Raw genomic sequence first — 12,726 nt, forward strand, 5'->3', positions numbered from 1 at the left:
CGCCGCATCCAAGCGGCGGGGCCGACCTCTTGCTAGTGGAGGGGCAGGGTCAGGGTGCTGTTGTGGAGGTCTACCTTCACCTTGGTGCCCGCCGGGTAGCGCAAGGTGTACGCGTGGTCGGTGGCGAGGACCATCAGGCCGATGCGGTGGCCGGGCTTGAAGACGTAGTCATACGGCTGCATCGTCCAGGAGAAGGTGTAGTCCTTGCCCGCCTTCACCGGGGTGCTGCGCCAGATGGACGTGCGGTTGCGGACGTCCAGCCAGCCACGGGTCACGATCTTGAACGGGGTGACCGCCGTCGTGTACTTGCGGACGGCGCGGCATCCCTCGTTGCCGGGGATCGAGTCGCCGTAGCACCACCTGTCGGACGTGGGCACGAACCCCGAGACGCGCTCGTCCGTGCCGTAGTCGACGAGCACCGCCGACAGGTACGGGGAGCGGCCGTCGACGGAGGCGCGCAGCTTGACGCTGGCCGTGCCGCTCAGCTTCGTCGCCTTGGTCAGCGCGGGCGTGAGGTAGATCAGCCGGTTCGGGTCGGCCTCGTCCGGCTTGGCGGCGAGGTCCTCGGCCTTGCGGGACGGGTCGTCCACGAGCTGCTGCGTGCCGTTCCCGCGCGTGCCGAGGCCCTTGGCGTTCAGGCCCAGGGAAACGGGACGGGCGGACGGGTCAGGCCATTCCCTGTGCGTCTCCCAATTGCCGGGAGTGCGTTCGAGGTCGACGCGCGGCTGCCGCATGATGTCGTTGCGGACGTTGTACAGCTCGTGCGCGAACCAGAGGTTCAGGGTTTCGAGCCAGGCGCTCTGGCGAATGTCCAGCGGGTCGTCGTGGGCGCCCTGGTGGATCCAGAGTTTCCGATCGACTCCGGCCTTCTTGAGGCCGTCCCAGAGCTGGGACATCTGGATCGGCTTGACGTTCCAGTCGGCGAGGCCGCTCGTCAGGAACACGCTGGCGCGGAACTTCGGCGCGCTCTTGGCGAAGTTCCGCGCGTCCCAGGTGGCGTTGTAGTCGCCGGTCACGCGGTCCATCTTCTTTTCGAGGTCGTGCATGACGGGCGCGCAGACGGCCGGGTCCTTGCGGCTGAGGACGGCCTTGGCGTGCAGGTCCAGGTCCTCGCCCTCCCATCCGTCGGGCGCGACCACTCCGCCGTTGGCGCGGTACTCGTCGTACCAGTTGGAGACGCCGGAGACGGACACGACGGTCTTGAGGGCCGGGACGCGGGTCGCGGCGGCGGCGAGCGGAAGCGTCCCGTCATAGGACTTGCCCGCCATTGCAACGTTCCCGGTCGACCAGCCCGCCCGGACCTTCTTGCCGTTCTCGTCGTAGGCGGTCCCCTTGCCCGCGAGCCATTCGATGACGGACTTCATCCCCTGCGCCTCGTTCGGGCCGACGGCGGTGGGGCAGCCGTCGGAGTCGCCCGTGCCGAGCGTGTCGGCGGCGATGAAGGCGTAACCGCGGGAGACGAAGTAATTGTCGTAGTACGGGAACGCGTAGTTCGCCGGGCCGGGCGGCCCGGGCGGCGGCGTCCATTTCGCGAGGCGCGGATAGTCGGTGACGTCGGCCGGGTGGTAGGGCGGGTCCTGGAGGCCCGCGTAGTACGGGCTGCCCTCGATGATGGAGGCGACCTTCAGTCCGCCGTCCGTCTCCTTCGGACGAGTGACGTAAATGGACACGCGGTCGCGTTTCCCGTCCCCGTCACTGTCCACCGTGGTCTCGACGAACACCTTTTCGCGAACGGCGTCCTTGAAGGAGAAGACGGGTTGCGTCTTGCCGTCCTTGACGACGATGTGAGGACGCGCCGTATCGGCATTGGCGGGCAGTGCGCCCGCCACGAGGCCGGTCAGGCCCGCCAGTGCCGCGACGGGCAGGAGTCTGTGTCTCAACGTCCGCTCCCCTGATCACTGAAAGAAACCTGATCAGCCTTCCGGCGGCGAATGGGGACGGTCAACGGTAATTGTTAACAAACCTGCTGGTTGCGGCGGTGGCGTTTCGTAGGCGGATCCGCGCGCTCAGGCACCGTCAAGAGCGGCGCTTTCGCCGCGCCCGGCGCTCCTGTTCCACGGCGTCGAAGAACCAGTCGGGAAGCCTGCCCTCGGCGCGCAGGAGTTTCCGCTCCGCCGGGCTCAGCCGGTCGGTGACGACGTCGACGGGAATGGCGAACGTCGCGAGCCGCCCGCTGGACGCCTCGTTCGAGATCTTCCGGGCGTCCCCGACCGTGTCGCCCCGCGTCCGGCTCCTGCTGAGGGCGTTGGCCGTGGCGCCAGCGCTGAGGACGCGCAACGGCACCGTCCACCAGGGCGTGGCGCGCCGCGCCAGTTCGGGACGCGCCGCCTCCCACGCCAACCTGGAGTCCTGCAGGGGACGGTTCGGCACCCAGTCCTTCGGACGCGCGACACCCATGGACGCCCTTCCTTCTATTGCGATTCCGCGTCCGAAAGGGAATCAGGAGACGCGGTCGATGATCAGGGGATGGAGGGACGAGGCGCCGCCGATCTCGAACGCGCCGTCCAGCGATTCGAGGGCGCGGGGGATGCGGGACGCGTCGTCGGCGTGCAGGGTGAGGAGCGGCGCGCCCGCGGTGACCGTGTCGCCGGGCTTGGCGTGGCAGACGATCCCCGCGGCCGCGGACACCGGGTCCTCCTTGCGGGCGCGGCCCGCGCCGAGCCGCCACGCGGCGACGCCCACGCCGTAGGCGTCCAGGCCGGTCAGGACGCCGGACGACGGCGCCGTGACCGTGTGCGTCTCGCGCGCGGACGGCAGCGGCGCGTCCGGGTCGCCGCCCTGCGCGGCGATCATGCGGCGCCAGACGTCCATGGCGGAGCCGTCCTTCAGCGCGTCCGCCGGGTCCTTCGCGGTGAGCCCGGCGGCGTCGAGCATCTCCCGGGCCAGCGTCAGCGTCAGCTCCACCACGTCGGACGGCCCGCCGCCCGCGAGCACCTCCACCGACTCCGCGACCTCGACGGCGTTGCCGACCGCCGCGCCGAGCGGCCGGTCCATCGCGGTGAGCAGCGCGGTCGTGCGGACGCCGTGGTCGGCGCCGATCGCGACCATCGTCTCGGCCAGCTCGCGCGCCTGCTCGGCCGTCTTCATGAACGCGCCGGAGCCGACCTTGACGTCCAGGACGAGCGCGCCCGTCCCCTCCGCGATCTTCTTGGACATGATCGAGGACGCGATCAGCGGGATCGACTCCACCGTCCCGGTCACGTCGCGCAGCGCGTAGAGCTTGCGGTCGGCGGGGGCGAGGCCGCCGCCCGCCGCGCAGACCACCGCGCCCGCAGCGCGCAGGACGTCCAGCATCTCCGCGTTCGACAGCGACGCCCGCCAGCCGGGGATCGACTCCAGCTTGTCGAGCGTCCCGCCGGTGTGGCCGAGGCCCCGCCCGGACAGCTGCGGGACGGCCGCCCCGCACGCCGCCACCACCGGCGCCAGCGGCAGCGTGATCTTGTCGCCGACGCCGCCGGTGGAGTGCTTGTCGGTGGTCGGACGGTCGAGCGACGACCAGTCCATCCGCTCGCCGGAGCGGATCATCGCGTCGGTCCAGCGGGCGACCTCCGCGCGGGACATGCCGTTCAGCAGGATCGCCATCGCCAGCGCGGCCATCTGCTCCTCGGCGATCGCGCCGCGCGTGTAGGCGTCGACCGCCCAGTCGATCTGCTCGGGGGTGAGCGCCCCGCCGTCGCGCTTGGCGCGGATGACGTCGATCGCGTCCACCGATCACGCCCTCTCGATCAGGTCGTCGGGGCCGAACGCGTCCGGCAGGACGTCCGACATGGGCAGGATCCCCTTGGTCGTCTCCAGCAGCATGGACGCGCCGCCGTGCTCCCAGAGGAGCTGGCGGCAGCGCCCGCACGGCATCAGCGTCGTCCCGTGCCCGTCGACGACGACGACCGCGAGCAGCCGCGGGTTCTCCGCCGGACGGCCGGGGCCGTGCAGGGCGGACACGAGCCCGCACTCCGCGCACAGGGCGACCCCGTACGCGGCGTTCTCGACGTTGCAGCCGGTGACGATCCGTCCGTCGGCCGCCAGCCCGGCGGCGCCGACCGGGAACCCGGAGTACGGGCAGTAGGCGCGCTTCATCGCGTCCCGCGCGGCGTCGCGCAAGGCGGACCAGTCGATCTCCATGAGGCTCTTCCTTTCTGGGGGGACGACCCCCCAAACCCCCCGAGAGCGCCGACCGGTGGCTTCCACTCCGCTAGCGCTCCGTTCCAGCCACCGGTCAGCGGGCCTCACCCCGCCGATATCGAAGGCCGTTCGCGGCGGGCATTCGCAGCCGCTGGCTCGCGAGGGCCAGGACGAGAAGCGTCGTCAGGTGCGGTGTGAACGACACCAGCTCGCCCGGGACGATCTCGCTCATCAGGAACCAGACCAGCAGCGCCGCCGCCGCGACGAGCGACAGCGCGGCGCCGACGTAGGCGCCCCGCAGCTCGCGGCGGCCGAGGTCGGTGACCACCTCCGGCCGCAGCCGCGTCGCCCGGAACCCCTGCCAGATCGCGACGCCGATCAGCAGCACCGCGACGAACAGCAGCAGCGCGTGGACGGACTGCCCGCCGCCGCGCACGTTCATCGCGTCGGTGTAGCCGAACAGCAGCGACCCGGCGGCGAGCCCGCCCGGCCGCCAGTTCCCGAAGATCATGGCGGCGAGGCCGATGAAGCCGCGGCCGTTGGTCTGGCCGTCCTGGTAGAGGGGGGCGGCGACGGTGACGAGGAACGCGCCCGCGAGGCCGGAGAACCCGCCCGAGATGATGACGGCCGCGTACTTCATCCGGTACACGTGCACGCCGAGCGACTCGGCGGCGTACGGGTCCTCGCCGCAGGACCGGATGCGCAGCCCGAACGGCGTCCGCCACAGGACGACGAAGCTCAGCGGGATGAGCAGCAGCGCCACCAGCGTCAGCAGCGACATGTCGCTGGTCAGCCCGCGCACGATGCCCGCGAGGTCGGACACGAGGAACCAGTGGTGGCGCTCCAGCGAGCCGAGCCAGTCCGGGCTCTCCCAGCCGCCGACCTTCCCGCCGGACAGCACCGGCAGCGTCAGCGTGTTGATCGGGTCGACCGGCGGGGACTGCCGGGGCCCGCCGCCGAGCGCCTTCGCCTCGCCCTTGTCGAAGATCAGCCCGGCGAGGAACTGCGTCAGCCCGAGCCCGAGGATGTTGATCGCGACGCCGGACACGATGTGGTCGACGCCGAACGACACGGTCGCGATCGCGTGCAGCAGCCCGCCGAGCGCGCCGCCGATGATCCCGGCGAGGACGCCGATCCACGGGCCCCACTGGTAGCCGGCCCAGGCGCCCGTCCAGGTGCCGAGGATCATCATGCCCTCAAGCCCGATGTTGATCACGCCGGAGCGCTCGGACCACAGCCCGCCGAGCCCGGCGAGGAAGATCGGGACGGCGAGCCGCAGGGACGCGCTGACCGTCCCGCTGGACGTCACCGGGTCCGCGTCGTCGATCACCCGGACCAGCGACAGCAGCACCAGCAGCCCGGACGCGATCAGCAGGTAGTGCGGCCACCGCAACCGCCGCGCGCCGCTCGCGGCCTTGGCCGGCGAGACCGTCTCCGCCGCCGCGGTCACGACGCCTCCCGGGCCAGGTCGCGGCCGGTGGCCAGTTCGGCGGCGACGGTCCGCTGCTGGAGCCTGATCTCCCAGCGTCTGACCAGCTCGTACACGATGACGACGGTCAGCACGACCACGCCCTGCATCACCCCGACGATCTCCTTCGGCACGTCGACCTCCTGCAGCACGTCGGAGGTCTGGTCGAGGAACGCGAACAGCAGCGCGGCGAGCGCGATGCCCGCCGGATGGTTGCGGCCGAGCAGCGCGACCGTGATCCCGGTGAAGCCGAGCCCGGCCGGGAAGTTCAGCGAGTACTCGTAGGACGCGCCGAGCAGCTCCGGCATCCCGATCAGCCCGGCCACCACGCCGGACGCGATCATCGTGTAGACGATCATCCGCCGGGCGTTGACCCCGCTCGCCTGCGCGGCGGACTGCGACAGCCCCGACACCTTCAGGTCGAACCCGAACCGGGTGTAGTTGATCACGACCCAGAACACGACGCCGACGACGATCGCGAGCGGCAGCAGGCCGTACACGTCGCCGGGCAGGTCGATCCCGATCGAGGACAGGAAGCCGTTCAGGGATCCGACGCGCCCGTCCGACGGGATCTTCGGGGTCGCGACGTTGTTGCTGCCCGGCCGCAGCTCGGCGAGCCGCTGGTCGTTCAGCAGGTAGGCGATCAGCCCGGTCGCGATCGCGTTCAGCATGATCGTGGACAGCACCTCGCTGACCCCGCGCGTCACCTTCAGCACGCCCGCGATCGCCGCCCACAGCCCGCCGACCACCATCGCCGCGACGATCACCAGCAGCTGGCCGAGCGGCGCGGGCAGCGTGAGCGCGCCGCCGAGCGCGGCGGCGAGGAACGCGGCCAGCCGATACTGGCCGTCCACGCCGATGTTCAGCAGCGCCATCCGGAACCCGATCGCCACCGCGACCGCGGACAGGTAGTAGCGGGTCGCGCGGTTGACGATGTCGACGATCGAGTTGCTGGTCGTGCCGTAGTCGATCATGCTCTGGATGGAGCTGACCGGGTCGGCGCCGGTGACCCGCAGCAGGATCATCGTGATGCCGAGCGAGATCAGCAGCGCCAGCACCGGCGCGCCGATCCGCAGCCCGAGGCCGCGCGGGCCGAGCCCGCGCAGGATCGCCTTCCACGCGGGCACCGGCTCCGGCACCTCCGGCGGGCCCGGCGCGTCCGGCGACTTCGCGGCGAGGTCCGGGTCCTTCGGGTCGCTCATGTGGCGGCTCCCGCGCCGGTCATCGCGGCGCCCAGGTCCTCGGGGGTGACGGTGCGGGGGTCGACCTCGGCGACCAGCCGTCCCCGCAGGATCACGTGCAGGGTGTCGGACATACCGATGAGTTCCTCAAGGTCGGCGCTGATCAGCAGGACGGCCAGCCCGGCGGCCCGGGCCTGCCGCAGGTGGTCCCAGATCGCGGCCTGGGCGCCGACGTCGATGCCGCGCGTCGGGTGCGCGGCGATCAGCAGGTGCGGGTCGCCGGACATCTCCCGGCCGACGATCAGCTTCTGCTGGTTGCCGCCGGACAGCGCGGCGGCGGGCACCTCGATGCCCGGCGTCCGGACGTCGTAGTCGCGGACGATCCGGGTCGTGTCGCGGCGGGCGCCGCGCCGGTCCGTCCACGGGCCGCGCACGTTCGGCCGCTGCGTCTGGTGGCCCAGCATGCGGTTCTCCCACAGCGTCGCCTCCAGGACGAGCCCGTGCCGGTGCCGGTCCTCCGGGATGTAGGCGATGCCCGCCTCGCGGCGCCGCCGGGTCGGCCAGTGGGTGACGTCCTCCCCGCCGTAGCGGATCGTTCCGGAGTCGGCGTGCCGGACGCCCATGATCGTCTCGATCAGCTCGGACTGCCCGTTGCCCTCGACGCCCGCCAGCCCGACGATCTCGCCGCGCCGGATGCGCAGGGACACCTCGTCCACGACGGGGCGCCCCTCCGGGGTGAGGACGGTCAGCCCGGCGACGTCGAGCTGGACCTCCTCGGTCACGGTCGATTCGCGGAGCTCCGGGGTGGGCAGCTCCGATCCGACCATCAGCTCGGCCAGCCGCCGGGACGTGACCTCCCCCGGGTCGAGCCGGGTCGCGACCGTGGTCCCGCGCCGGATCACCGAGATGGTGTCGGCGACGGTCAGCACCTCGTCCAGCTTGTGCGAGATGAACAGCACGGTCAGGCCCTCGGCCCGCAGCTCCCGCAGGTTGCCGAACAGCTCGTCGACCTCCTGCGGGACGAGTACCGCCGTCGGCTCGTCCAGGATCAGGACGCGGGCGCCCCGGTACAGCACCTTGAGGATCTCGACGCGCTGCCGCTCGCCGACGCCGAGCGTCTCGACCAGCACGTCCGGATCGACGTGCAGCCCGTAGGCCCGCGACATCTCGGTGATCCTCGCGCGGGCGGCGGCGAAGTCGATCCGGCCGCGCCGCCACCCGGCGCCGCGCGGCTCGGCGCCCAGCACCACGTTCTCCAGGACGGTCAGGTTGTCCGCCAGCTTGAAGTGCTGGTGGACCATGCCGATGCCGCGGGCGATCGCGTCCGCCGGGGTGCGGAAGGAGACCTGCTCGCCCTCGACCTCGATCGTCCCCTCGTCCGGCTTCTGCATGCCGTAGAGGATCTTCATCAGGGTGGACTTGCCGGCGCCGTTCTCACCGCACAGCGCGTGCACCTCGCCGCGCTCGATCGTGAGGTTGATGTCGCGGTTCGCCACCACACCGGGGAACCGCTTGGTGATCGATGTCAGCCGCACGGCCGGCACCTGCTCAGGCACGAGTGCCCCTCCTCCCGCCTCGGATCCTGGACGCGCGCCGCCCCGCCGCCGCGCCGGGCCGCGCCGGGCGCCATCGGCGGATGGCGCCCGGCCGCGCCGCTCCGGCCGGACGGGAAGGGGTCAGGCCTTCGTCGGAACCGTGATCTTGCCGCCGACGACGTCGGCCTTCAGCTCGTCCAGCTTCGCCTTGATGTCGTCGACGTTGCCGCCGGTCGTGGAGTAGCCGACACCGTCGTTCTTCAGGTCGTACTGCTTGGTGCCGGCCTGGAAGGTGCCCTTCGCGACGCTCTCCACGAAGTCGTACACGGCGAGGTCGACGTGCTTGAGCATCGAGGTGAGGATGTGCTGCTTCGCCCCGGCGACCGCGGGCTGGTTGTACTGGTCGGAGTCGACGCCGATGGCCCACTTGCCGGCCGCGCCCACCGTGTTGATCACGCCGATCCCGGCGCCGCCCGCGGCGTGGTAGATGACGTCCGCGCCCGCGTCGAGCTGGCCCTTCGCGGCCTCGTTGCCGAGCCCGGTGTCCTTGAAGCCGTTGAAGTTCGGCGGCTGCGTCAGGTACTTCGGCGGCAGGATCTTGATGCCCGGCTTCGCCTTCTTCGCCCCGGCCTGGTACCCGGCGAAGAACTTCTGGATCAGCGGGACGTTGACGCCGCCGATGAACCCGATCGTCCCGGACTTGGACTTCAGCGCCGCCGCCGCGCCGACCAGGTACGAGCCCTGCTCCTCGGCGAAGCACGCGCCGCTGACGTTCGCGCCCTCGACCTTGCACTGGTCGGCGTCCACGACGAGGAACTTGGTGTTCGGGAAGTCCTTGGCGACCTTGACGATCGAAGCCGTGTAGGCGAAGCCGACGCCGATGACCGGGTTGTAGCCCTTGTTCGCCAGCAGCCGCAGGCGGGACTCCTTGTCAGCGTCCGGCTCGTCCGGCTTGGCGGAGATCTCCTCGGTCTGGACGCTCAGGTCCTGCTTGGCCTTGTCCAGCCCGGCGGCGGCGGAGTCGTTGAACGACTGGTCGCCGCGCCCGCCGATGTCGAAGGCGAGCCCGATCTTGAGGGTCTTCTTGCCGTCCTTGTCGTCGCCGCCGCTGTCGGCCTTCTTGCCGCCGCACGCGGAGGCCGTGAGCGTCAACGCCGCACCCGTGAGAGTGACGAGCGAAATCTTCAATCCACGGCGCAAGGTAGCGCTCCTTCCGTTCCCCACCCACGGTCCGGCGACCGGTACGGTCACCGAAATCGATCGGACGCTACCCCGCGAATGCGGGCAAACTTCCCGCGTGCACCGTTTCGCAACAGCTCCGTTACCAAGGCGTACGCATATCGCCACAGGTCAGCACCCCAGGTCAGGGCACGGACGGCCGCTCCCGGCCAGCGAGGAGTCGCGGAGACGGAGATTACCCGGAGTGAGCGTGTCCGCAGGGTGAGTGTTCGCTGCGCGGGACCGCCACTCCAGGTCTTACCTCGGGCCGTTGGCCCAGGTCGTCATGACGCCGTCGGCTAGGCAAGGGCGGCGCCCTCGATCGGCTCGGCGTCGCCCGGACGCCCGCCCTCCCACAGCGCGGTCAGCGCGGTCGCGCTCAGCACCCGGACGCCGACCGCGAGGCAGCGCTCGTCGACGTCGAAATCGCCGCGGTGCAGGTCGTACTCGCCCGGCGAGCCGGGGGTGCGGACGCCGAGCCGGGCGAGCGCGCCCGGGATCGACTCCAGGTACCAGCCGAAGTCCTCGCCGCCGAGGCTCTGCGGGGTCGGGACGACGCCCTCCTCGTCGATGACCTGCGCGGCCGCGTCGCGGAACATCTGCACGCTGGCCGCCTCGTTCACGGTCGGCGGGACGCCCCGGACGTACTCCAGCGACGCCTCCACGTCGTAGGCGGCGGCGACCGACTGGAGCAGCGCCTTCATCATCTCGGGGGCGCGGTGCCAGGCGTCGTCGTCGAGGCAGCGGACCGTTCCCTCGGCGATGCCGTCGTCCGGGATCGCGTTCGCGACGGACCCGGCCGACACCCGTCCCCACACCAGCGACAGGCTGGAGCGCGGGTCGACCCGCCGCGACAGCGCGGACGGCAGCTCGGTGACGATCTTGGCGAGCGCGTACACGAGGTCGGCGGTCAGGTGCGGCCGGGCGGTGTGCCCGCCGGGCCCGGTGACCTTGACGTACACCTTGTCGCAGGCCGCGGTGATCGGGCCGGTGCGCAGGCCGAGCTGGCCGACCTCGATGCGCGGGTCGCAGTGCAGCGCGAACGCGCGGTCGACGCCGACGATGCCGCCCGCCGCCATCACGTCGAGCGCGCCGCCCGGGGTCTCCTCGGCGGGCTGGAACAGCAGCCGGACGCGGCCGGGCAGCAGCCCCGCCTCCGCCTGCTGGGCGAGGAACAGGCCCGCGCCCAGCACCATCGCGGTGTGGACGTCGTGGCCGCACGCGTGCGCGACGCCGGGGACCGTCGAGCGGTAGGGGGCCTTCTCCTTCTCGTCCTGGAGGGGAAGGGCGTCGATGTCGGCGCGCAGCGCGACCGTGGTGCCGTCGGCGGGGCCGATGTCGCAGAACAGCCCGGTGCCCTTGGGGAGGATCACCGGCCGCAGGCCCGCCGCGCGCAGCCGCTCGGCGAGCTTGCGGGTGGTGCGGTGCTCGGCGTAGCCGAGTTCGGGGTGCATGTGCAGGTCGCGGCGGAACGCGATCAGCTCGTCCTCGTGCGCGGCGAGGAACGCGTCGAGCTGCGGCTGCAGCACCGCGCCGCCGAGCACGGCCGAGCCCGCGGACGCCGCGCCCGGGACGGCCGGGGTCGGCACGATGCGGCCGGTCACGCTCTCGTCGGCGGGGTTCTCGGCGGCGAGCGTCTCGGCGGGCAGCGAACCGCGGGCGGTCTCGGCCGCCTCCCCCGCCCCCGCGCCGGGCGCGCCCGCGCCGTGGGCCTCGGTGCCGCGGGCCCCCGGGCCGGTCGGCCCCGAGGCGGCGGGCGGCTCAAGGCCGGGCATCACCCCTGGTGCCGGGTGTGGTGTCATGTGCGCCCCCTGTGCGACGGCGGAGCCGAAGGGTCTCCGCCCGGTGGTGTCGGTGTTCGCTTCGGTGCCCGCGTCCCGGCCCGCCCCGCGGCCGGTCTCGCGTTCTGCCCCACGTCCTGCCTCGCGGACCGCGTCCCCGGGGTCGGACCCGCGTCCGGCCGGGTCCTCACGCTCCGGCATGTGCGACCTCCCCCAGTGTGACGAACCTGTCCTCCGCGAGCTCTGTGATCGCAGCGTCGACGATGTTCTCCAGCGTCCCGCCCTCGGCGCGGATCGCGCGCTGCCGCTCGTACGGCGCCCCGTGCTCCAGTACCTCCCCCGCGACCTTGAGCTCCTCGGCGCAGCCGAGCCGGTCGGCGACCGGCTCCAGTTCCCTGATCAGCTCGTAGAGGTCGTCTCGCAGCGGGGCGGTGCTCCCAGTGTCGTCGGTGATGACGATGGCGTCGAGCCCGTACCGGGTGGCGCGCCACTTGTTGTCGCGGACGACCCACGCCGCCGGCCGCGGGAGCGTGTACCCGCGGTCGAGCTGCTGCTCGAACAGCGTGACCAGGCTCTGGCACAGCGCCACCGCCATGCCGACCTCGCGCATGGTGGGGATCCCGTCGAACATCCTGATCTCGACCGTGCCGAAGTCGGGATGCGGGCGGATGTCCCACCACACCTCTTTGATGCTCCTTATGGTTCCCGAACGCAGGAGCGTGTCCATGTAATCCTCGAACGCGGCCCAGTCGTCCAGGAGGTGGGGCGGACCGGCCGTCGGGAGCTGGCCGAACACGACCGCGCGGCTGGACGCGAGCCCCGTGTCGCTGCCCTTCCAGAACGGGCTGGACGCGGTGAGCGCGAGGAAGTGCGGTAGGTAGGCCGACAGCGCGTTCACGATCGGGATCGCCTTCGCGCCGTCGGAGACGCCGACGTGCACGTGGACGCCGAACGTCTGGATGCGGCGGGCGAGCCACTGCATCTCCTCGATCAGCTCGGCGTAGCGCCGCGTGGGCGCCATCACGGCGTCCCGCCAGTCGCTGATCGGGTGGGTGCCGGTGCAGGCCAGCGCGATGCCGCGGTCGGCGGCGGCGGACCGGAGGGCGGTGAGGGTCCCGGCGAGGTCGGCCTTGGCCTCGGCGACGGTGTGCCGGATCCCGGTCACGACCTCGACCGTGGACTCCATCAGCTCGTGCCGGACGGGCGGGTTGTCGCCGTTCTCGCTGAGCGACGGCAGGGCGGCGAGCACCTCGCGTGCGTCCTGCCGCAGGTGCCTGGTCTCCGCATCGACGAGCTGGATCTCCCACTCGACGCCCAGCGTCGCCCCGTCCGATGCGTTGAAGTCAATGGCCACGGCCAACCTCCGTCCACAATCCTTGCAGGTCGTTGCGTGGCACGTGGCGCAATTCAGCCAGCGGGTCCCT

At 71.8% G+C, this 12,726-nt stretch carries 10 protein-coding genes; all 10 read right to left on the reverse strand.

Translation table 11 applies throughout. From position 1 onward, the window contains the following. Window positions 1-32: 32 nt before the first annotated feature. Entirely contained in the window at window positions 33-1,880 is a 1,848-nt protein-coding gene (locus tag ACH01S_RS10805) for a Xaa-Pro dipeptidyl-peptidase (RefSeq protein ID WP_067888789.1), read from the reverse strand. Between the two features lie 136 nt (window positions 1,881-2,016). Next, window positions 2,017-2,397 carry a hypothetical protein gene (locus ACH01S_RS10810; protein WP_067888792.1) on the reverse strand — a complete coding sequence of 127 codons (381 nt, stop codon included), beginning with the start codon at window positions 2,395-2,397 and terminating at the stop codon, window positions 2,017-2,019. Between the two features lie 42 nt (window positions 2,398-2,439). Then, window positions 2,440-3,708: a thymidine phosphorylase gene (locus ACH01S_RS10815; RefSeq protein ID WP_067888794.1), complete on the reverse strand. Its 1,269-nt coding sequence runs from the start codon at window positions 3,706-3,708 to the stop codon at window positions 2,440-2,442. A gap of 3 nt (window positions 3,709-3,711) precedes the next feature. Next, window positions 3,712-4,119 carry a cytidine deaminase gene (locus tag ACH01S_RS10820; RefSeq protein ID WP_067888797.1) on the reverse strand — a complete coding sequence of 136 codons (408 nt, stop codon included), beginning with the start codon at window positions 4,117-4,119 and terminating at the stop codon, window positions 3,712-3,714. Between the two features lie 94 nt (window positions 4,120-4,213). Next, on the reverse strand, window positions 4,214-5,569 hold the full coding sequence (locus ACH01S_RS10825; protein WP_067888798.1) for an ABC transporter permease: 1,356 nt from the start codon (window positions 5,567-5,569) through the stop codon (window positions 4,214-4,216). After that, window positions 5,566-6,789: an ABC transporter permease gene (locus tag ACH01S_RS10830; RefSeq protein WP_083980544.1), complete on the reverse strand. Its 1,224-nt coding sequence runs from the start codon at window positions 6,787-6,789 to the stop codon at window positions 5,566-5,568. The genes ACH01S_RS10825 and ACH01S_RS10830 overlap by 4 nt, the downstream gene beginning before the upstream one ends. Further along, window positions 6,786-8,324 (reverse strand): ABC transporter ATP-binding protein, encoded by a 1,539-nt coding sequence (locus tag ACH01S_RS10835; protein WP_067888801.1) that lies wholly within the window; start codon window positions 8,322-8,324, stop codon window positions 6,786-6,788. The genes ACH01S_RS10830 and ACH01S_RS10835 overlap by 4 nt, the downstream gene beginning before the upstream one ends. Window positions 8,325-8,444: 120 nt before the next feature. Next, complete coding sequence (locus tag ACH01S_RS10840; RefSeq protein ID WP_246236428.1) at window positions 8,445-9,455, reverse strand: BMP family lipoprotein; 1,011 nt, start codon at window positions 9,453-9,455, stop codon at window positions 8,445-8,447. A gap of 365 nt (window positions 9,456-9,820) precedes the next feature. Continuing rightward, window positions 9,821-11,323: an amidohydrolase gene (locus ACH01S_RS10845; protein WP_246236429.1), complete on the reverse strand. Its 1,503-nt coding sequence runs from the start codon at window positions 11,321-11,323 to the stop codon at window positions 9,821-9,823. A gap of 166 nt (window positions 11,324-11,489) precedes the next feature. Next, window positions 11,490-12,656: a glutamate--cysteine ligase gene (locus ACH01S_RS10850; RefSeq protein WP_067888806.1), complete on the reverse strand. Its 1,167-nt coding sequence runs from the start codon at window positions 12,654-12,656 to the stop codon at window positions 11,490-11,492. Between the last annotated feature and the right edge of the window lie 70 nt (window positions 12,657-12,726).

Source organism: Actinomadura chibensis NBRC 106107 (assembly GCF_001552135.1).
Classification (GTDB): Bacteria; Actinomycetota; Actinomycetes; order Streptosporangiales; family Streptosporangiaceae; genus Spirillospora; species Spirillospora chibensis.

Bases quoted from the DNA above. Each gene is read 5' to 3' on its own strand.
- ACH01S_RS10810 (WP_067888792.1), bottom strand. From the start codon at position 2,397: ATGGGTGTCGCGCGTCCGAAGGACTGGGTGCCGAACCGTCCCCTGCAG.
- ACH01S_RS10845 (WP_246236429.1), bottom strand. From the start codon at position 11,323: ATGACACCACACCCGGCACCAGGGGTGATGCCCGGCCTTGAGCCGCCC.
- ACH01S_RS10830 (WP_083980544.1), bottom strand. From the start codon at position 6,789: ATGAGCGACCCGAAGGACCCGGACCTCGCCGCGAAGTCGCCGGACGCG.
- ACH01S_RS10820 (WP_067888797.1), bottom strand. From the start codon at position 4,119: ATGGAGATCGACTGGTCCGCCTTGCGCGACGCCGCGCGGGACGCGATG.